This window comes from Solwaraspora sp. WMMD1047 (assembly GCF_029626155.1).
Classification (GTDB): Bacteria; Actinomycetota; Actinomycetes; order Mycobacteriales; family Micromonosporaceae; genus WMMD1047.
This window is the reverse complement of record NZ_JARUBL010000001.1, coordinates 7016960-7038665: the sequence shown is the minus strand read 5'-3', so window position 1 is coordinate 7038665 and position 21706 is coordinate 7016960. Positions and strand designations below refer to the sequence as shown.

Annotated in this window: 12 protein-coding genes and 1 pseudogene; 8 read left to right on the top strand and 5 right to left on the bottom strand. The window is 72.6% G+C overall.

Features of this window, described 5'->3' with window-relative positions; translation table 11 throughout:
- Window positions 1–97: 97 nt before the first annotated feature.
- Window positions 98–1729: an MFS transporter gene (locus tag O7627_RS32150; RefSeq protein WP_278098514.1), complete on the top strand. Its 1632-nt coding sequence runs from the start codon at window positions 98–100 to the stop codon at window positions 1727–1729.
- On the opposite strand, the gene leuA is transcribed toward O7627_RS32150, so the two are convergent.
- The 3 genes from leuA to O7627_RS32135 form a co-directional block, all read right to left on the bottom strand.
- Window positions 1710–3464: a 2-isopropylmalate synthase gene (gene leuA / locus O7627_RS32145; RefSeq protein WP_278097191.1), complete on the bottom strand. Its 1755-nt coding sequence runs from the start codon at window positions 3462–3464 to the stop codon at window positions 1710–1712. The genes O7627_RS32150 and leuA overlap by 20 nt on opposite strands.
- A 277-nt stretch (window positions 3465–3741) precedes the next feature.
- Window positions 3742–4350, bottom strand: a complete 609-nt coding sequence (locus O7627_RS32140) for a nitroreductase family protein (protein ID WP_278097190.1) — start codon at window positions 4348–4350, stop codon at window positions 3742–3744.
- 85 nt (window positions 4351–4435) lie between these two features.
- Window positions 4436–5254, bottom strand: coding sequence for a hypothetical protein (locus O7627_RS32135; RefSeq protein WP_278097189.1), 819 nt, complete (start codon window positions 5252–5254; stop codon window positions 4436–4438).
- A 316-nt stretch (window positions 5255–5570) separates the two neighbouring features.
- On the opposite strand from O7627_RS32135, the gene O7627_RS32130 reads away from it, so the two are divergent.
- A complete protein-coding gene (locus tag O7627_RS32130) occupies window positions 5571–6854 on the top strand; it encodes an aspartate kinase (RefSeq protein ID WP_278097188.1) in 1284 nt (427 codons plus the stop codon).
- Between the two features lie 6 nt (window positions 6855–6860).
- Window positions 6861–7919, top strand: a complete 1059-nt coding sequence (locus O7627_RS32125) for an aspartate-semialdehyde dehydrogenase (protein ID WP_278097187.1) — start codon at window positions 6861–6863, stop codon at window positions 7917–7919.
- Window positions 7920–8111: 192 nt separating this feature from the next.
- On the opposite strand, the pseudogene O7627_RS32120 reads toward O7627_RS32125, so the two are convergent.
- Together O7627_RS32120 and O7627_RS32115 are read right to left on the bottom strand one after the other, a co-directional pair.
- Window positions 8112–9512, bottom strand: a pseudogene (locus O7627_RS32120) (diguanylate cyclase); the annotation flags it as partial.
- Window positions 9513–9717: 205 nt separating this feature from the next.
- Window positions 9718–12657: a hypothetical protein gene (locus tag O7627_RS32115; protein WP_278097186.1), complete on the bottom strand. Its 2940-nt coding sequence runs from the start codon at window positions 12655–12657 to the stop codon at window positions 9718–9720.
- Between the two features lie 291 nt (window positions 12658–12948).
- Here O7627_RS32115 and O7627_RS32110 point away from each other — a divergent pair, with 291 nt between their 5' ends.
- The 5 genes from O7627_RS32110 (at window position 12949) to O7627_RS32090 (ending at window position 21632) form a co-directional block, all read left to right on the top strand.
- On the top strand, window positions 12949–14700 hold the full coding sequence (locus O7627_RS32110; protein WP_278097185.1) for a cellulose binding domain-containing protein: 1752 nt from the start codon (window positions 12949–12951) through the stop codon (window positions 14698–14700).
- A 418-nt stretch (window positions 14701–15118) separates the two neighbouring features.
- A complete protein-coding gene (locus tag O7627_RS32105) occupies window positions 15119–16813 on the top strand; it encodes an RICIN domain-containing protein (protein ID WP_278097184.1) in 1695 nt (564 codons plus the stop codon).
- Entirely contained in the window at window positions 16810–18399 is a 1590-nt protein-coding gene (locus O7627_RS32100; RefSeq protein ID WP_278097183.1) for a S8 family serine peptidase, read from the top strand. Before O7627_RS32105 ends, O7627_RS32100 begins: the two co-directional genes overlap by 4 nt.
- 31 nt (window positions 18400–18430) lie before the next feature.
- Entirely contained in the window at window positions 18431–21040 is a 2610-nt protein-coding gene (locus tag O7627_RS32095; protein ID WP_278097182.1) for a right-handed parallel beta-helix repeat-containing protein, read from the top strand.
- A gap of 31 nt (window positions 21041–21071) precedes the next feature.
- Window positions 21072–21632, top strand: coding sequence for a sigma-70 family RNA polymerase sigma factor (locus O7627_RS32090; protein WP_278097181.1), 561 nt, complete (start codon window positions 21072–21074; stop codon window positions 21630–21632).
- Window positions 21633–21706 lie beyond the last annotated feature (74 nt).

Genomic DNA, 21706 nt, shown 5'->3' with positions numbered 1-21706 from the left:
CAGCATTCAGAGGTTGTTTCGGCGTTTCGCGGCATCTCGCATATCGTGCCCGGCAGACTCGTCCTGTGCCGCCGGCAGATTGGACACCGTGAGCGAACTGACGACTCCGCTACGTCGAGGCACCGCGGCCGGGCGGGGAACGCTGCTGGCGGCGATTCTCGCCTCCGGCATGGTCTTCCTGGACGGCACCGTGGTCAACGTGGCCCTGCCGCACATCGGCGCCGAACTCGACGCGACCGTATCCGGTCTACAGTGGACGCTCAACGGCTACCTGCTGATGCTGGCCGCGTTCGTGCTGCTCGGCGGCGCTCTCGGGGACCGGTTCGGCCGGCGCCGGATCTTCATCGTCGGGGTGGCATCGTTCACCGGCGCCTCGCTGCTGTGCGGGCTGGCGCCGAACGTCGAGCTGCTGATCGCGGCCCGGTTCCTGCAGGGCGCGGGCGGGGCGCTGCTGACCCCGGGGTCGCTGTCGCTGCTGCAGGCGAGCTTCCACCCGGACGACCGGGGCCGGGTGATCGGCACCTGGTCGGGGTTGTCCGGCGTGTCGACCGCGCTCGGCCCGTTCGTCGGCGGGTACCTGATCGACGCGTTCTCCTGGCGGTGGATCTTCCTGATCAACCTGCCACCGGCCGCCGTGGTGCTCGTCGCCGCGCTGCGCTGGGCCCCCGAGAGCCGCGCCCCGCTGCCGCCCACCGACGCCGCCGACCGGCCAGCGGAGCCCGGCGATCCCGCCGACCGGCCACTGGAGTCCGGCGATCCCGCCGACCGGCTACCGGAGTCCGGCGACCGGGTCACCGCCGGGCGGACCGGCGGGCGGGCGCCGCACTTCGACCTGGCGGGGGCGCTGCTCGGCGCGCTCGGGCTGGCCGGGATCACCTTCGCGCTGATCGAGGCGGACCAGGGCGGCTTCGGATCATGGCAGGTGTGGGTGGGCGCGACCGTGGGGGCGATCGCGGTCGGGCTGTTCGTGTGGGTCGAGCGGCACCGGCGGGCCGCCGCGATGCTGCCACCGGAGCTGTTCGCCCGGCGGCTCTTCTCGGTGCTCAACATCTTCACCGTGCTGGTCTACGCGGCGCTCATCGGTCAGAGCTTCTTCCTCGCCGTCTACCTGCAGAACGTCGCCGGCTACTCGGCCCTGGCGACCGGGGCGGCGACCATCCCGATGACGGTGCTGCTGCTGGTCGGGTCCGGCAGTGCCGGAGCGCTCGCCACCCGGATCGGCCCCCGCCTGCCGCTCACCGTCGGCCCGCTGATCGCCGCCGGTGGCCTGCTGCTGCTGCGCGGGATCACCCCGGACGGCTCGTACTGGACCCAGGTGCTGCCCGGGGTGACCCTGTTCGGGATCGGGATGACCCTGGTGGTGGCGCCGCTCACCGCGTCGGTGCTGGCCGCCGTGCCGGACCGGTTCGCCGGCGTGGCCAGCGGGGTGAACAACGCCGCGGCGCGGGCCGGCGGGCTGCTCGCAGTGGCCACCCTGCCGCTACTGAGTGGGCTGAGCGGCACCGCGTACGAGGTGCCGGCTGAGCTGGCGGCGGCGTACCGCCTCGCGTTGCTCTGGGCGGTCGGCCTGATGGTCGCCGGGGCGGTGCTGGCCGCGGTGCTGGTGCACCGGCCGCAGGGGGAACCGCCGCCGTCGCGGCCGTGCCCGTCGTTGCCGCCGCCCGCGTACCCCGATCACGCGGACCGGGGGGCGGGCGGCGGCCCAACGGTCAGCTCCGGGCGCGGTTGACGGCGCTGGTCACGGCCTGCACCGAGGCGGTGACGATGTTCTGGTCCAGGCCGGCGCCCCAGACCGTCCGGCCGTCGATCTCGCACTCGACGTAGGCGGCGGCCTGCGCGTCACCGCCGGAGGACATCGCGTGCTCGTGGTAGTCGAGCACCTTCACCTTGACGCCGAGGGTCTGCAGCGCGTTGACGTACGCGTCGATCGGGCCGTTGCCCACCGCGGTGACCGACCGGCGGTCACCGCCGGTCTCGACGACCGCCTCGATCTCGACCTTGCCGTCGACGGTGGCCGCGGCGTACGTCGACAGGGCGAGCGCCGGGTCGGGCTGGTGGCCGGTGAGGTAGTGGGTGGCGAAGATCTCCCACATCTGGGCCGGCTCCACCTCGCCGCCGCCGTGGTCGGTGACCTGCTGCACCACGCCGGAGAACTCGATCTGGAGCCGGCGCGGCAGGTCCAGGTTGTGCTCGGTCTTCATGATGTACGCGACGCCGCCCTTGCCGGACTGCGAGTTGACCCGGATCACCGCCTCGTAGGTGCGGCCCACGTCCTTCGGGTCGATCGGCAGGTACGGCACCCCCCACCGGTGGTCGTCGACCGGCACCCCGGCGGCGTCGGCGTCGGCGGTCAGCGCGTCGAAGCCCTTCTTGATGGCGTCCTGGTGCGAGCCGGAGAAGGCGGTGTAGACCAGGTCACCGGCGTACGGGTGGCGTTCGTGCACGGGCAGTTGGTTGCAGTACTCGACGGCCCGCTTGACCTCGTCGATGTTCGAGAAGTTGATCATCGGGTCGATGCCCTGGGAGAACAGGTTCAGGCCCAGGGTGACCAGGTCGACGTTGCCGGTCCGCTCGCCGTTGCCGAACAGGCAGCCCTCGATCCGGTCGGCGCCGGCCAGCAGGCCCAGCTCGGCGGCGGCCACCGCGGTGCCCCGGTCGTTGTGCGGGTGCAGGGAGAGCACCACGCTGCTGCGGCGGGGCAGGTTGCGGTCCATCCACTCGATCGAGTCGGCGTACACGTTGGGGGTGGCCATCTCGACGGTGGCCGGCAGGTTGATGATCAGCGGGCGGTCCGGGGTCGGGTCGATCACGTCGATGACCGCCGCGCAGACCTCCAACGCGTAGTCCAGTTCGGTGCCGGTGTACGACTCGGGGGAGTACTCGTAGTAGATGTCGGTGTCCGGGGTGTGGATCTCGGCGTACTTCCGGCAGAGCCGGGCACCCTGGGTCGCGATATCGGTGATGCCCGCCTTGTCCAGCCCGAACACCACCCGCCGCTGCAGCGTCGAGGTCGAGTTGTAGAAGTGCACGATGGCCCGCTTGGCGCCCCGGATCGACTCGAAGGTGCGGTCGATCAGGTGCTCCCGGCACTGGGTCAGCACCTGGATCGTCACGTCGTCGGGGATCAGGTCCTGCTCGATCAGTTGCCGGACGAAGTCGAAGTCGGTCTGACTGGCCGACGGGAAGCCGACCTCGATCTCCTTGTAGCCCATCTGGACCAGCAGCTGGAACATCCGGCGCTTGCGCTCCGGCGACATCGGGTCGATCAGGGCCTGGTTGCCGTCCCGCAGGTCCACCGCGCACCAACGCGGGGCGGCCTCGACGCGCCGGGTCGGCCAGCGCCGGTCCGGCAGGTCGACGGCGAACTGCTGATGGTAGGGCTGGTACCGCTGGTACGGCATGGCGCTCGGCCGTTGCCGGGCGATCGGATCGGCCTCGGTGATGGGGTCGGCGTGCTGGGTCATTGCGGATGACTCCCGTGCTCATGTGGCGGTGTGGGCGCTGCGAACGCGATCGACGCCCGGCTGACGATGCTTCTCCGACCCGCGACGTCCCGTGAACCCGGGGCGCGGTCGGACAGTTCGTGAATTCGGACGGCGCGCGTCAGCTCCGCGACGAGGTGCCGGCCTGAGAGGCCCCGCCGCGGCGACGAAGAAGAAGCGCCTGCCACATGACAGTGTGACCCTACGTGGCCGGGATGTGCTGGGCGAAACTTTGCCCGGATTGTGAGATGCCGGGCGGTCAGCGGGCCGGTGGCGGGCGCTCGTCGAGCAGCAGTTCGCCGAGCGGACGGCGCTGGCGCAGCGCCAGCTCCTGCCGGCGCAGGTCCGTCGGCAGGCTGAGTGGATCGCCCAGCCGCCCGATCGCCACCACGACCCGCGGCCGGACCTCGGCGGGCAGGTCGAGGTCGGCGCGGAGCCCGGCGACGTCGAGGTCGGAAACCTGGCGCACGTGCAGCCGCAGCGCCGTCGCCTGCACGGTCAGGTGCGCGATCGCCTGACCCAGGTCGTACGCCGCCTGGTCCAGGTCGTACGCCGGCTGGCCGGGGTCGTCCGCCGCCTGGCCCGGGTCGGACCCGGGTGGGTCGGTGGTCAGGTGCGCGCCGACCAGCAGCAGCGACGCCCGACCGGCCCAGCGCTGGACCTCGCCGGGCAGGTTCGTGAAGATCCGCTTGTACGCCTCGTCGTCGCGCCGCCCCACCAGGAAACGCCAGGGCTGGGCGTTGCCGGCCGACGGCGCCCACCGGGCGGCCTCCAGCAGGGAGTCCAGTTCGGCCTCGGTGACCACGGCCGCCGGATCGAATGCCCGCGGGCTCCACCGGCTCGCGAGCAACGGAGATAGCTGGGCCATGGCGCCGAGTGTGCCTTACCGGACATTGCGTCACCAAACCGGGGTCACCTGCTGTGTCGGTTCGGAGCCTCAATGTGAGAGAACCTCATTGTTGTTGGTCTACGGAGGGTGACGCCGAAGGATCTTCGGGCGGTGGCGCCGCCATCCGCAACGGTTCCCGGTCCACCACCGGCCCGGGTAGCGACACGGACGCCGGCGCGGCGGCCGGCGGACCGGCCAGGACCAGGGTGCCGAAGGAGAGCCGGGCGCCGGTCAGGGTGCCGTCCCGGTCGTAGCAGTAGATGCCGACGTCCAGCGGCGGACCGACCGAGACCGTGGTGGACTCCACCGAGAAGCAGGTCCCGGCCGCGCCGGGCAGCGGCGGACTGACCGAGACCGAGAGCGCCGCCTGCCGGTCCGTGAGCACATCCCGCCAGTCGGTGAACGGGTGCTGCACCCGGGGATCGATCGACCCGGCCAGCCCCGCGTCCGGATCGCCCACCCGTACGCAGTCGGCCGGCACCGCCCACCCGGCCGAGGGCAGCGCGCACTGGAACAGCCCGGCTCCGTTCTGTGCCACGGCGACGTCGGCGGTGCCACCGAGCGCACCACCCGGGATGTCCACCCGCCAACTGCGGTCGGTGGCGGTGGTGACCACCACCGTCCGGTCCTCCCGGCCCGCGACCGAAAGCCGGTAGCTGGCGGTCAGGTGCCGGTCCTGGGCGGCCGCCGCGAGGGCGGCGAGTTGGCTGCGGGCCTCCGGCGGCGCGACCGAGGTGACCGGCGGAGTCGGCGTCGGGTCGACCGGCGGCGGATCACCGCCGCAGGCGAGCAGGAGCAGCGGCAGGGTCAGCGGCAAGGTAAGCGCGAGGGCGCCGCGGAGCTGATCGAGGACGGCGGGACGGGGGGTTGCACCGGGGCGCACACCCGACATTGTCGGTGCCGCCGGTCCGATTGCCGGGACAGCCCTGCTGCGCCCGGCGTGTCGGCGGGCGCCGGGCCGCCGTGCCGAGCCGCCGTGCCGAGCCGCGATCCGGCCTGTCGGTCGGCTTCGCGGCCGGGGCGGTGGCACCCGTACACCTGGTCGAATGGTGGGATCGGCTGGGTCGGGTGCCGGTGCTGGCCGGTACCCTGATCCCGTTGACACGGCGCCGCCGGCCTCCAGCCCGGCGGCGTTGGCACGCTCAGGGGTCATCCCGGGGCGTCGATGGACCTGGCGTCGATGGAGGGAGTGGACCGCCGTGGCACTGGTGGTGCAGAAGTACGGCGGATCCTCGGTCGCCGACGCCGAGCGGATCAAGCGGGTGGCCGAGCGGATCGTCGCCGCCCGCAAGGCCGGCGACGACGTGGTGGTCGTGGTCTCCGCGATGGGCGACAGCACCGACGAGCTGCTGGAGCTGGCCCACCAGGTCAGCCCGCTGCCGCAGGGCCGGGAGCTGGACATGCTGCTCACCGCCGGTGAGCGGATCTCGATGGCGCTGCTGGCGATGGCGATCCACAACCTCGGGTACGAGGCCCGCTCCTACACCGGGTCGCAGGCCGGGGTGCTCACCACCTCGGTGCACGGCCGGGCCCGGATCATCGACGTCACGCCCGGCCGGCTGCGGGGTGCCCTCGACGAGGGCGCGGTGGCGATCGTGGCCGGCTTCCAAGGCGTCGCGCAGGACACCAAGGACATCACCACGCTGGGCCGGGGCGGCTCGGACACCACCGCCGTCGCGCTGGCCGCGGCGTTGCGGGCCGACGTCTGCGAGATCTACACCGATGTGGACGGGGTCTTCACCGCCGACCCCCGGATCGTGCCCAACGCGCGCCACATCAAGCAGATCACCTACGAGGAGATGCTCGAACTGGCCGCCTGCGGCGCGAAGGTGCTGCACCTGCGCAGCGTCGAGTACGCCCGCCGGGCCGGCCTGCCGATCCACGTCCGATCGTCATATTCGACAAACACCGGCACCATGGTCACCGGATCGATGGAGGACCTTTCCGTGGAACAGGCACTGATCACCGGGGTGGCACACGACCGGAGCGAGGCGAAGATCACCATCGTCGGCGTACCGGACGAGCCGGGCGCGGCGGCCAGGATCTTCGAGACCGCCGCCAGCGCCGAGATCAACATCGACATGATCGTGCAGAACGTCTCCACCGTGACCACCGACGCCGATGGCCACGGCCGCTTCACCGACATCTCCTTCACCCTGCCGAAGGCCGACGGCCCGACCGCGATGGCGGCGCTCAGCAAGATCCAGGAGTCGGTCCACTTCAAGGGCCTGCTCTACGACGACCACGTCGGCAAGGTCTCCCTGATCGGCGCCGGCATGCGCTCGCACCCCGGGGTGGCGGCCAGCTTCTTCGCCGCCCTCGGCGAGGCCGGCGTGAACATCGAGATGATCTCCACCTCCGAGATCCGGGTCTCGGTGGTCTGCCGGGACACCGACCTGGACGCGGCCGTCCGCGCGGTACACGAGGCGTTCGACCTCGACGGCACCGAGGAAGCGGTGGTGTACGCGGGAACCGGGCGGTAACCAGCCGTGGCGCCCTCCCTCCCCACGCTCGCCGTTGTCGGCGCGACCGGCGCCGTCGGCACCGTCATGTGCGACCTGCTCTCCTCCCGACGCAACGTCTGGGGTGAGATCCGGCTGCTCGCCTCCACCCGCTCCGCCGGCCAGCAGCGGCTCTGCCGGGGCGAGGAGTTGACCGTCCAGGAGCTGACCGCCGACTCCTTCGACGGCGTGGACGTGGCCATGTTCGACGTGCCGGACGAGGTCTCCGCCGAGTGGGCGCCGGTGGCCACCGCCAAGGGCGCGGTGGTGGTCGACAACTCCGGCGCCTTCCGGATGGACCGGGACGTGCCACTCGTGGTGCCGGAGATCAACCCGGAGCAGATTCGCAACCGGCCCAAGGGCATCATCGCCAACGCCAACTGCACCACCCTCGCGATGATCGTGGCGGTCGCCCCGCTGCACCGCGAGTACGGCCTGCGGGAGCTGGTCCTCGCCTCGTACCAGGCGGTCTCGGGCGCCGGCCAGGCCGGCGTGGACATCCTCTACGACCAGCTGGCCAAGATCGCCGGGGACCGGGCGCTCGGCTCCCGCCCCGGCAACGTCCGCCAGGCGGTCGGCGACGACCTCGGCCCGTTCCCGGCGCCGCTGGCGCTCAACGTGGTCCCCTGGGCGGGCTCGCTGCTGGACGCCGGCTGGTCGTCCGAGGAGGTCAAGATGCGCAACGAGTCGCGCAAGATCCTCGGTCTACCCGACCTCAAGGTCTCCGCCACCTGCGTACGGGTGCCGGTGGTCACCGGGCACTCGGTGGCCGTACACGCGGTCTTCGGCTCCGAGGTCGACGCCGAGGGCGCCCGGGAGGCGCTGCGGAACGCCCCCGGCGTGATCCTGGTCGACGACCCGGCGGCCGGCGAGTTCCCGATGCCGATCGACGCGGTCGGCACCGACCCGTCCTGGGTCGGCCGGCTCCGCCGCTCGCTTGACGACCCGCGCGCCCTCGACCTCTTCGTCACCGGCGACAACCTGCGCAAGGGCGCCGCCCTCAACACCGCCCAGATCGCCGAACTGGTCGCCGCCGGCCTACGCTGATGCCCCCGCCGCCGGCGGCCCGGCTGGGCGCGACCCGGCCGGGGGCGATCCCGCGGCCGGCAACTCGGCCGGGGGCGACCCCGTCGGGGGCGGCTCCGTCGGGGGCGGCTCCGTCGGGGGCGGCTCCGTCGGGGGCGGCTCCGGCGGGGGTGACGTCGGCCGGATCGGCGGGGATGTCGCGGGCGGGGGATCGGCCAGCCGGACACCGTCGCGGCCGTGGCGCTTGACCGCGTAGAGGGCGGTGTCGGCGCGGCGCAGCGTCGCCTCCGGCGGCTCGCCGTCGCGCTGCACCGCCACCCCGACGCTTATCGTGCGACCGATCCGGCGGGCCGCCTCGGCGAGTCGTTCGCCGATCCCCACCGCCTCCTGGGCGCGGGCCACCTCCACCACCGCGACGAACTCGTCGCCGCCGATGCGGTACAGCTCGTCGCCCTGGCGCAACGCCGCCTCCAGGGCCCGGGCCAGCTCCACCAGGGCGCGGTCGCCCGCCTGGTGACCGTAGGTGTCGTTGATCCGTTTGAAGTCGTCGACGTCCATCGCCAACAGGGCGGTCCGACCCGGCGTGGCGACCGCGATCCGCTCCCCGAACGGACCCTGGTGCCGCAGCCCGGTCAGCGGGTCGGAGGTGGCCCGCTCACGCAGCCGGGCCAGCCCGCGCAGCCGGTCCAGGCAGATCCAGGACTGGGCGGCCAGCAACTCGATCAGGTTCACCACCGTCGGATCGGGGCGGACCGGTCGCTCGTCGGCCACCAGCAGCACCCCACCGCCGTCGGCCGGCCCGACCGGCACCGCGATCAGGGTACGCACGGCGGCCGAGGTGAGCGTCTCGTGCTCGGCGAAGGCGGTCTGCCCCGCCTCGCCGAGGGTGTACGACGCCCCGTACCGGTGCGCCTGGGCCATCAGCCGGCGCAGCGCCGGCTGGCCGGCGGCGCGCAACGCGGCCCGGACCCCGGCCTCCAGCGAGCCGGGTTCGCTGGTCGGGGTGGTCACCCGCGGCCCGCGGGCGCCATCGATCACCAGCACCGCCGCGGCCAGCCCGGAGACGTCCCGGGCGGCGTCCATCGCCCGGCCGAGCAGCTCCCACTCGGTGCCGGCGGTGGTCAGCGCGGTCGCGTGCCGCAGCAGCTTCTCGCTGCGGCTCTCGGCCGGTGGCCCACCTAGCCTGGCCATCGTCGCCCCGAGCCGCTCGGCCACCCGCTCCGCCGACTCCCGCCACCCGTCCGGATCGACCGCACCGGTCCACTGCAGGTCGAGCACGCCCACCGGCCGACCGTCGGCGGCCAGGACCGGCGCGCACAGCTCGGCGGTCACGTCCGGGCGCAGCGGCAGATAGTCGGGGTCGCGGGCGACATCCGGCACCACCGCGGTCTTGCCGGCGGCGTAGACCCGGCCCACCACGCCGACCCCGGGCGGGACCGTCGAGAAGACCTGCCAGGTGCCGGTCGCCGCTACGCACCGGAGCCGGTCATGGACCCAGAGCAGCACCGACACGGTGGCCGGGGTGTGCCTGCCGACGGCCTCGACCGCCACCTGGCAGGCCGCCAGCGCGGTCGGCGCCGTGGCCAGCCGGGCGGCCAGGTCGCGGACCAGGATCTCGGACTCGGGGGGCACCAGATCAATCCGGGGGTAAGGGGTGGTCGGGTCGGTTCGGCCCGGCCAAGATTACTCACGGTGCCAGCCGATGCTTAGTTATCACCATCGATCGAACGGCTTGACCAGGGGAGGCAATGACCCGATGGGGCCGGTGAGGAGGGAAGGTCCGATTACGGAGTGACGCGGATCACGAGCGCCCCGTCCGCTAGCCGGACCGGGGGCGCCGCTCCCGGCGGTTGCGGACCAGCACCGCCACGCCGACACCGGCCAGGGTGAGTAGGCCGGCCGCGCTCAGCCAGCCGCCGAGGTTGTCCCGTGGCAACTCGTAACGCAACTCGACCGTGTGCCGGCCGGCCGGCACGGCGACCGCCGCCAGACCGTGATCGGCCGGGACGATCGGCGCCGGTACGCCGTCGACGGTCGCCGTCCAGCCGGCCTGGATCGCGTCGGCGACGACGAGATGCCCGGCCCCCTGCGCGTCCACCACCACCTCGATGCGGTCGGTGCCGTCGCCGGTCACCTCGACCGTCGCCGGCAGGCCATCGGGCTCCCGGGTCGGCGGCTCGTCGAGCACCACCTGGTCGGGGCCGACGGTGCCCTGGGAGAGGGCGGTCAGCCGCTGTCCCGGGTCGGCCGCCACCAGCGCCCCGGACGCCCACCGGACCCGCGGCAGCGCGGCCAACCGCTGCCAGACCACCGAATTTCCGGCGTACGCCAGCGCCAGCCCGTCGTCCTCCCCGGCGATCGTCGAGATGGCCGGGGCGCCGGCCAGCGCGGCCACCTCGACCGGGCGGCCCGCCCGCAGGGTCAGTTCGGCGGTCAACGGCCCGTCCGGGGTGATCCGGTCGCCCGGCACCGGCACGTAGAACGGCTCGCCGGGCGTCGCCCGGATGAACCGGCGACTGCCCCGGGCCAGTTCCTGGCCGGCCGCGTCCCGCAGCACGACGTCGAGCCGGCCGGCGCTGCCCACCGCCGCCGGCAGCGTCACGCCGACCGCGCGCAACGGGCCGGGTACGGCCAGCGGCACGCTGACCGGGGCGTCCGGGGTCAGCGTGACCGTACCCCCGTCCGTACCCGCCACCGTCGCCCGGCCGAAGATCGTCGCCCACGGCGGATTCACCAGGTACTTCACCGAGAGCCGGTCGAGCACCGGGCTCTGCGCCATCTCCACCGTGGTGGGCAGCCGCAGCAGGGTGCTGCCGAACAGCTCACCGGGGAGCGCCTGGACGGTCTCGGCGAACCGGTGGTCGAAGAACGTCTCGCCGGTCAGCGACCGCAGCCGGGCCGCGCTGTCGGCGCCGGGGTACATGCCGCCGCCGGCCGCCGCGAACCGGTCGTGGCCGAGGTTGGCGGCGAGGAACTCGTGCACATCCGTACGCGGGTAGAAGGTGTCCCGGTCGGCTGCTGGCCAGTACGGCACCACCAGGCTGAGCGCCTGCACCGCGACGAGCAGGGGGATCGCCACCGCCCCGGCCGCCGCCCCGAACCGCCAGCGCCGGCCGGCCCGGCCGGGCGCGGTCAGCCGGCCGCCGGAGCCGGCCCGCAGCAGTACCGCCACGCAGAGCACCCCGGCGCCGAGCAGCGCGAACCCGATCAGCAGGTGCAGGTCGAAGCGGCCCGCCCCGCCGTCGGCGGTGGCCGCCCGCCGGCCGGTCCAGACCATCAGCGCCAACCCGACGAGCCCGCCGGCCAGCACCGTCGCGACCCAGGTTCGGCGCCGGCCCGTCGAGGTGTACCCGATGCCGGTGAGCGCACCCCGCCCGGTGCCGGCGGCCCCGGTCGGACCGTCCGGGCCGGCGGACCCGGCGGTGCTGGCGGGGCTGGTGGCCGGGTGGGCGTCGGTGGCGCGGACCTGGCGCAGCAGGAGTTCGAAGCCGATGCCGACGAGCGCCGCGATGAGGAAGCCGAGCACGCTGCGGCCCCGGCCGACGAAGCTGTCGGAGAAGAGCGCCGGCAACTGTTGCAACGCCGCCAGCGGCCACCGACCCAGGTAGATCAGGACCAGCCAGCCGGCGACCGCCCCCACCAGGAACGACCAGACACCGCGGGGGAGGAACGACCACGCCCGCCAGGGCAGCGCCACCGCGACGAACGCCAGCACGACCGCGACCGCGCCGACGTACGACATCGACTCGATCGCGTTGCGTTCGAGCGCGAAGGTGTTCACGCTGCCGAGGGCCCACGGCGTGACCGCCGTGATCAGGCTGGCCGGGTCGAGGTGGTCGGCCCCGGTCTGGGCCCGCCCGCTGAGCTCCACCCGGGACATCGCCGCGACGAACGCGAAGAGCTGCACGGCCGCCGTCAGCACCGCCACCACAAGCGCGGCCAGCGCTGCCGCCAGCGTCCCGACCACCGGCCGCCACCGCCCCGGGTGCTCGGCCAACACCCGCACCAGCAGGTACGCCCCGGCGGTCAGCACGGTGTATCCGGTCACCGCCGGGAACCCGCCGAACAGCATCGCCGCCAGCGCGGCGGCGAGCAGCGCGGCGTCCCGGGCCCGGCGCTCGGTGGCCAGCCGTTCGGTCGCCCAGAAGACGGCGGGGATGAACGCGGCCACCCGGGTCTGCGGCCAGTTGCTCCACATCACCATGAAGGCGCTGCTGGCGAAGGCGAGCCCGCCGAGCAGCGCCGCCGCCCGGCCGAGCCGCAGCCGACGCAGGAACAGGAAACAGCCGGCCACCGCGCAGATGATCTCCAGCAGCTTCACGTAGCCGGGTGCCAGCGCCATCGGCAGCAGGTAGTAGGGGAGGCTCAGCGGCGAGAGCACCGCGAAGTTCGGCACCGCGCCGAGCGGGCTGCCACCCCCCACGTACGGGTTCCAGGCGGCCAGCCGGCCCGACCGGAGTTCGTCGGCGAACAACTCGGTGTTGGGCACCACCGAGGCGACGACGTCGTTGGCGATCCGGTTACGGATCTCCGGGCTGGACAGTCCGGCGCTGTGGTACGGGCTCGACGCGACCAGCAGGTCGGTGTTGGAGAAGACCGTCAGGCCGAGCAGCGGCGTACCGATGCCGAAGATCGCGAAGGCGACCACGGCGAGAAAGGTGACCCGGTTTGTCAGCTTCGCGCCGGGGCCTACCGGCGGGCGGGCCGCGGTCTGCTCCTCGGCGGTGACCGGCGGGTTGGTGACCTCTGTGTCGCTCATGACATCCCGTGGGTCGAGGCGAGCGGGAAGAAGAAGAGACTACGGTACGTCACTGGCGCGGCCACCCGCGCGGTCCGGTGGCGGTCCCGGCGGAGACATCGACAGACATTGACATGCGCCGACCCTTCGAACTAGTTTCCGGCTAGCAGAGAAACAGTTTCACCGACACATCCACCACCCTGTCGGTGGGAGCGCTCCCGCCGACCCCGGATACGGCCGGTCAGACGCTCGTCAACCATTCGAGGCCCCACCCGGATGAGCTGGCCGTACTCCCCAGCCAAGGAGAGTCCCATGAGGAAACTCAGAGCGAGGAACCTCGCCCTGATGTCAACCGGCGCCGTCCTGCTGGCATCGGCGGCGGTAGCCGTGGCGCTGCCGGCCGGGGCCGCGGCAGCCGGCTGCTCGGTGAACTACGCCGTGTCGTCCCAGTGGCCGGGCGGCTTCGGCGCCAACGTCACCATCACCAATCTCGGCGACCCGGTGACCAGCTGGACCCTGACCTGGTCCTACCCCGCAGGCCAGACCATCACGCAGGCGTGGAACACGACGCTGACCCAGAGCGGAGCCGCCGTCACCGCCCGCAACGTCAGCTACAACGGCTCCATCCCGACGAACGGATCGACGTCGTTCGGCTTCAACGGCTCGTGGAACGGCAGCAACCCCGTACCCACCGGCTTCGAGATGAACGGGGTCGCCTGCACCGGCGACACCGTGCCGACCACGCCGCCCGACCCCACCACCCCGCCGCCGACCACCCCACCGCCGACCACCCCACCGCCGACCACCCCACCGCCGACCACCCCGCCACCCGCTGGCCCGGCGGACATCACGGTGAACAGCAACACCAGGTACCAGACGGTCGACGGTTTCGGGGCCGCGCATTCGATCTGGGGCAGCGCCTGGTCGACGGCCGAAACACAGACGCTTGTCGGACTCGGCGCCAACCAACTGGGACTGTCGATCGTGCGAACCGGCATCTCGCCGGAGTCCGGTGAGTGGCCGACCCACGTCAACTCCCTGCGGACGGCCAAGTCGTACGGCTCGGACGTGAAGATCCTCGCCTCGCCGTGGACGGCGCCGGCGTCGTTCAAGACGAACAACAGCCGGGTCAACGGCGGCAAGCTGCGCACCGACTACTACGACGACTACGGCAACCACCTGAACAGCTACGTGCAGTACATGCGCGGCCAAGGGGTGACCATCGACGTGACCTCGGTGCAGAACGAACCGGACTGGCACCCCAACTACGACTCGATGGACTGGAGCGGCACCGAACTGCGCAACTGGGTCCGCGACCACGGCACCCGGGTGCAGAACACCCGGCTGATGGTGGCCGAGGCGGTGAACCTGAACTACAGCTACACCGACCCGACCCTGAACGACCCGACCGCCCGCAACAACATCGGCTACATCGGCGGCCACCTGTACGGCACCGAGGAATCCGGCCGGCTGCGGTCGTACCCGTTGGCCGACCAGCACAACAAGCCGGTGTGGATGACCGAGTGGAACCTGCACGAGGCCGACGGCAACGGCTCCAACATCTGGGGCAACCCCGGCAACCAGACGGTCTGGAACGAGACGCTCGACGACATCATGCGTACGGTGCACCGGTCGATGGAGGCCAACTGGACCGCCTACATCTGGTGGTACGGCAAGCGCTTCTACTCCTTCATCGGCGACGGTGAGTCGGCCTACGGCACCACCGCGGGGGCTCCGCTCAAGCGCGGGTACGCCTTCTCGCAGTTCGCCAAGTACGTGCGCCCCGGCTACCAGCGGGTCGCCCTGACGAAGAGCTCCAAGGCCAACCCGCTGGAGGTCACCGCCTACACCGGCGGCGGCAAGACGACGCTGGTGATCCTCAACCGGTCGAACAGCGCGGTCAACAACGCGGTGATCCAGGTGCCGCAGAACATCACCCGGGCCGAGCACTACCTGACCTCGTTGAGCGCCAACGCGGCCAGCCAGACGACGAGCGTGAACGGCGGGCAGGTCTCCGTCAACGTCGGCGCCCGCAGCATCTCCACGGTCGTCCTGACGAGCTGACCGCTGCCCGCGCCCCACCTCCGTTGCCCAATGGACCAGCGAGGAGGCAGGGGCGGCGGTTGACTCCACTCGGGACGAGGCAGCAACCGTGGCTGCCAGACGAATCAGGGCCGGTCTCCACTGCGGAGACCGGCCCTGATCGTCATCTCGACACGGTCCTGCTGCGGGGGGTGTAGGCGCTGGTGTCATAGAGGTGGCCAACCGATGGGTCCACCTCCTCGGGATCGCCGTGCGTCCGGTGCCATCCCACTGATTCACCCAATATTCACAGTGATGTCTTTCTTGGTCGCCTGTGCGCCGTACTGCAGGCATCTAGCTTGCAGTGGGTCCATAACGGACAGGTTTGGGAAGGTGTGGGGCGGTGCCAAACAGAACGATCCGGATGAGCATGTCAGGAAGGACCGGACACAGGCTGCTCGTGGGGACAGCCCTGGGGCTGGCCGCGATGGTCACCCTGACCGCGTCCGTGGCTCCTCGCCCGGCCGATGCCGGGCAGCCACTGCCCGGCGCCCGGGTCTCCGACGCCGATGTCCGGCTGCTGACCGAGGCCGCCACGGCGTGCCCCACCCTGACCCCGGCGCGGCTGGCCGGCCAGGTGATGGCCGCCTCCCGGTTCTCCGCGACCCCGGTCGAGGCGGTGCAGGCCGTCGGAGCGCAGGGCACCGCCGGCCTGGTGCCGGCCGTGTGGCAGAAATGGGCGCCGTGGGACGGGGCACGGTCAAGCGACCGGGAGGCCAGCGTCACCGCGCTCGCCCACCACATGTGCCAACTGGTCGGCCAGATCCGGGTGCTCAGGATCGACGGCGACCGGTGGAAGCTGGCGCTGGCAGCGCATCGGGTCGGCGTGGAGCCGGTCGTCGAGGCCAGCGACGTGCCGACCGGCGCCGTCGAGTACGTCGACACCGTCGAGCGGTACGCCATCTGGTACGCGTTACAGCCCGCCTTCGGCGGCAGCGGTGATCCGGCGCCCGAAACCACTCCGCCGATGGTTGCGGAGCGGGTCGCCGAGGCGGCCGCGCCGATGCCGGTTCCCGACGAGTACGTCGAACTGATCCTGACCGCCGGTGCCGTCTGCCCGCAGCTACCGCCGGCCCGGGTCGCCGCGCAGCTGATGGCCACATCCGCGTTCGACCCGCAGCGGCTCGGCCCGACCGGCGAGCAGGGCATCGCGCAGTTCCTACCCCAGGTGTGGGTGGCCTACGTGCGCCCGTCGGCGGAGGCCTCGCCGTGGACGCCCGCCTCGGCCGTGCCGGCCCTCGGCGAGACCATGTGCGCGCTGCTGGAGGCCGTACCCGGTACCGGCCCGGACGACTACCCGCTCGCGCTGGCGGCGTTCCTGCGGGACGACCCGGCGGTCCGTTCGCTGGCCGACGTGCCGGGCGGCGAACGGATCATCGGGCTGACGGAGCAGGTGGGCCGCTACGAGGCCGAGTACGCCAAGGACCCGCGGCTGACCCGACCCGCCGCCCCGTCGAAGAGTCCGACCGCAGCGCCCGACCGGACCCCCGGTTCGCCCACCGGCGCGCCGACCGGGCCGGCCAATCCGCCGTCGCAGCCAAAGCCCAGTGCCCTGGCGCAGAACAGTTCCGACCAACCGCCGGTCAAGGCCAAGGACACCGCCGCGGACAACCGGTCGTACGGGCCGTACTTCATCCACAACCTCGCCACCACGATGTGCCTGGACATTCCGGGGACCGGGCCAGGGCCGCGGGACGGGACGGTCCACCAGAACCTCTGCTACCCGCACACCCGCGACAACCAGGAGTACGCCTTCGTCCCGCGTCGGGTCGACGGCGCCGGCAACCAGCTGTACTGGATCCGCAGCGTCACCTCCCAGTACTGCCTTGACCTGCCCGGCACCGGCTCGGTCGCGCCGGCGACAGGGGTCCTCGAGACCGGCTGCTTCGACGACGAGAACCAGTACTGGCGGCTGCAGCCCACGGTGAAGGCCGACCGGGGCCAGTTCTACCGGATCGTCAACACCGCCTCGAACCTCTGCCTGGACGTCCCCGGCGGTTACGGAACCGGTGGAGTGGAGGCCCGGATCGAGGTATTCGGCTGTCGGGCCAACGACGACCACGACTGGGCACTGATCCGAAGGGCCAACTGGTGACCGGGCCACTTGCCCGGGTGGCCCTGACCGGGCTGGCGGCGCTCACGGCGGTGACGGCGGCCACCACACTCGCCGTCACCGAGTTCCAGGCCGCCCAGGCCGCGCCGGCCGCGCCGGAGGTCGAGCCCTACGTCCTCTACTACACGGTGCCGGCGTCGTACCAGGGCAAGCCGGAAACCCTCTGGACCATCGCCGCCCGGTTCCTCGGCGACGCCGAGCGGGCCGGCGAGATCCTGGAGCTCAACACCGGGCGGCGGCAGCCGGACGGTGGCCGACTGACCGATCCCGGGCGGCTGAACGAGGGCTGGCACCTGGTGCTGCCCTGGGACGCGATCGGCACCGGCCTGCGGCACGGGGTGCTGCCCAGCACGGCGACGCCGAACCCGCCCACGGCGGCCAATCCGGGTGGCGCACCCGGGCAGGGCGAGGTGGCCGGTGTCCCAGCACGTCCGCAACCCGGCGCTGGCCGGCCGGCCGGTTCCGGCTCCCCGGTCTCCGACCGCTCCCGCTGTCGGCCGACAATTGTCGACGCCCCACCAACCAACTCGAGCTGGGGCCAGCGCCTGGTGGCTCCGGAGCGGGTGTGGCGGATCACCAGCGGTGCCGGCGTCCGGGTGGCGGTCATCGACTCGGGTGTGGCGGCCGGTCGGCCGGAACTCGGTGACCGGCTCGGCCGGGGCGCGGACATCGTCTCCGGCAACGGCCTGGGCGACACCGACTGTGTCGGCTCGGGCACCGCGCTGGCGGGCATCATCGCCGCCGACGACGGGGCGGGCGGCGAACGGGTCGGGGTGGCGCCGAAGGCCGTGATCATTCCGGTGCGGCTGGTGGACCGGGGCGTCGCGGCGAGCCCACCGGCGGCCGTGACCGCCATTCAGGTCGCGGTGGCCACCGGGGCGAAGGTGATCCTGCTCGGCGCGTCCGTCGACGTCACCGACCGCACGGTCCGTTCGGCGGTCGAGGAGGCGATCGGCCGGGGCGTACTCGTGGTGGCGCCGGCCCCGGCCGGAGATTCCACCGTCGCCCCGGCGGAGGGTCTGCTCCGAGTCGGAGGTCTTGGTCCCGACCAGCGGCCGACCAGCGACTATCCGGACGGCTCGGTGGATCTGCTCGCGCCGGCAGTCGGCGTCCGCAGCATCGGAGCGGCCGGCACCGGGTCCTACGTCGGCACCGGAACGGAGTACGCCGCCGCCTTCGTCGCAGGCGCGGCAGCGCTGGTTCGCTCCGCCCACCCCGGACTCTCCGGGGGAGATGTCGGCCGGCAGCTGATCAACACCGCCGCCCGGGAAGCCGACGCCGGTCAGGAGAGCGTCGGGCGGCTCGACCCGTACGCCGCGGTGACCCGCCCGCAGGCCGGCGGGCTGCCCGGCACCGTCGGGCAACGGAGCGGCCGGAGCCAGCCGGTCTCCTGGCCGGTGGTGCTGGCGGTGCTCGCGGCGATCGGGACGCTGCTGGTCGCCGGGTGGCTCTGGGGCCGCTACCGGGCGGCACGCGCGCGGCGTCGACTGACCGTGGAAAGGGCCGACGACCCGTTCGCCAGCCGCCCCGACGACGCGGACCACCTGGTGCGCAGCGGGCAGCCGTGAGCACCGGACCGACGGTGCCCGGTGGCGGTGAATGATGGCACGGGGCTTACTCGGGGGCCGGCGGGTCGGCGCCGGTTCGGACGTCGTCCGGGTGTCCCCCGGACAACGAGGTGCCGCGCAGAGCGTCGCGGCCGGGCTGCGGGCGGCCTCGGACGGGCAGACCGTGCTGGTGGCGCCGGGTCTCTACCACGAGGAACTGTTCGTCGACAGCGCGGTGCGGCTGCGGGCCGAGCGGGGGCCGGGCAGCGTGTCGCTGGTGTCGCGCACCCCGGTGCGGATCACCGCCGCGGCGACCCTGATCGACCTGACGCTGGCCGGTGCCGAGCCTGCGGAACCGCTGCTGCGGATCGAGGACGGCGGCGCCGAACTCGTCGGCTGTGGCCTGCACGGCGGCCGGGTCGAGGTCACCGGGCAGGCCCGCCCCGTGCTGCGCGACTGTCGGTTGACCGGCGCCCGGCTGGCTGGCCTGTATGCCACCGGCAACGCCGTGGTCCTGCTCGAGCGGTGCGTCGTCACCGACGTTGACGGCATAGGTGTGGTGGCCGGCGAATCGGCACAGACCACTCTGCGTGACACCTGGATCGACTCGGTCACCGGCTCTGGCGTACGGGCACGTGGCACGGCCCGGATCGAGCTGGCCCGTTGCACCGTCGTCGCCGCTGGACGCAACGGGATCCGTGCCGAAGAGTCGGCGTCGGTCATCGGGCTGGACGTCGCCGTGAGTCGCAGCGGTGGGGACTCGGTGTTCGCCTTCGGGGCGGCGCGGGTGGACCTGACCGGGTGCTGGCTGACCGACCCGGTCACCGCGGCAGTGGTCGCCGCCGACCGGTCGCGGCTGGCCCTGACGCGCTGCGACGTGAGCCGAGCGGGCGCAACCGGTGTGGTGTGCCGGGACCAGGCCGAGATCGGCATCTCCGCCGGATCGGTGCGCGGCTGCGCCGGCAACGGGATCCTCGTCACCGACCACGGCACGGTGACCCTCACCGACACCGCGCTGAGCGACACGACCTACAGCGTGTTGCACGTCGGCGGTGCCGGCCGGCTGACCGCCACCGGCGCCCTGGTCGGTCCGTCGGCGGAGCACGGGCTGCACGCCATCGGGTCAGGCAGCGTCGAGCTGACCGGCGGCTGGGTCCGCGGCTGTGGGCTCGCCGGGGTGAACACCGCCGACAGCGCCGAGGTGACGGCCACGAACACCGTGCTGGCCGGGAACCGTAACGGGGTGGTCGTCGGCTCGGACCGGCCGGTGCGGCTGACCGGATGCGTGGTCGACGCCAGCGGCAGGGCCGGCGTGCAGGTCGGCGTCGGTGCCACGGTGGAGTTGACCGACTGCCGTATCGACCGCGCCGGCACCGCCGGGATCGTCTTCGAGCAGGACAGCGGAGGCACCGTGGAGCGGTGCGCGGTGCGTGCTGCCGAGGGCTCCGGCATCGTGGTGTGGACCGGGGCCAACCCGCAGGTGACGGGCACGTCATGCACGGCGGGCGCGAAGAACGCGTTGTTCGTCGCCGAGGGCGGCGGCGGCAGATACGTCGACTGTGTGTTCACCGACAGCGCGTACCCGGCGATCCACGTCGGCCCCACGGCGACGCCGACCGTCGTGCGCGCCCGGATCCGCGACACCGAACTCGACGTCGATGTGGACCCGCAGGCCAGGCCGGTCTTCGAGGAGATCCGGCTAACCGAGGTGGCCAGATCGTTGTTGCCGCCGACCGCGCTCGCCGCCAGCGGTGAACCCGGCGTCCCGGCGGTGGCCGGGGCTTCGGCAGCCGGTGTTTCGCTGGCGGACCCAACTCCGACTGAGGCGGCCCGACCTACCGAGGCAGACCTGCCGGGACTGCTGGCCGAGTTGGACGCGTTGGTCGGCCTGGACCGGGTCAAGCAGGATGTGCAGGCACAGATCAAACTCATGCAGACGGTACGCCGGCGCCGGGAGGCCGGGCTCGCCGCGCCGCCGTTGAGCCGACACCTGGTTTTCGCCGGCAACCCGGGCACAGGCAAGACCACCGTGGCCCGCCTCTACGGCCGCCTACTCGCCGCGCTGGGCATGCTGGAACGCGGCCACCTCGTCGAGGCCGACCGGACCACGATGGTCGGCGAGTACGTCGGGCACACCGGACCCCGTACCCAGGCCGTCTTCCGCCGGGCACTCGGCGGCGTCCTCTTCATCGACGAGGCCTACTCGCTGGTCCCGCCCGGACACACCAACGACTTCGGGCAGGAAGCCATCGCCACGCTGGTCAAGCTGATGGAGGACCACCGCGACGAGGTGGTGGTGATCGTGGCCGGTTACCCCCTTGAGATGAGCCGCTTCATCGCCTCGAACCCAGGTCTGGCGTCCCGCTTCTCCCGGACGCTGACCTTCGAGGACTACGGGTCCACCGAGCTGACCGACATCGTCGAGGCCCAGTGCCGGCAGCACGAGTACCAGCTCGCCGACGACGCGCGGGTCGCCGTCCATGACCTCTTCGCCGCGATCAACCATGGCCACGGGTTCGGCAACGGTCGCGCCGCGCGCCAGGTTTTTCAGCGGATGACCGAACACCAGGCGCAGCGGGTGGCCGATCTCGCCGACCCGTCGACCGATGATCTGCTGCGGCTTACCGCGTCCGACGTGCCCGCCGCCGGTTCGGTTGCCTGACCGGTTCGTACGGCCAGAGATGAGGTATCCGATGGAGACCGTCGAGGGCGATCGGCCGCCGAACCACGCCGACCTGGTCACCTGGTACGAGCAGGTTCTGGTGCCGCAGAGCCGGCCAGTGCTGCACCGGTACGCCCGGCGTCTGGTGCCCGGCGATCCGCACCGCGCCGAGGACCTGGTCCAGGAGACGCTGCTGCGGGCCTGGCGCAATCTGGCCTCGGTGGCCAGCTCCCGGTCGCCGCAGGCCTGGCTGTCGCGGGTCGCCCACAACCTCAGCATCGACCACGCCCGGCGGGTGACGGCCCGCCCGGCTGAGGTCGCCGAGGACGTCACGGCCACGGCCTGGCAGCCGGCGGAGAGCCTGTACGACGCCGCCCTGGACTGGGCCACGCTGGAGCCGGCGCTGCGTAGCCTCTCGGCGGTACACCGTGAGGCGCTGGTCCTGGTCTACTACCAGGACCGGACGCACCGCGAGGTGGCCAGGTTGCTGGGCGTACCCCCGGGGACCGTCAAGTCACGTACCCACAACGCCACCCGGGAACTGCAACGTGCGTTGAGCCGGTACGGCGTGACCGGCACTGCCGTGCACTGACCGCGCAGGTGGGGCAGCTACGCCGCCTGGTCCAGCCGGCCGCCGGATCCGGGGCCGTCCCGATGAACTGGACC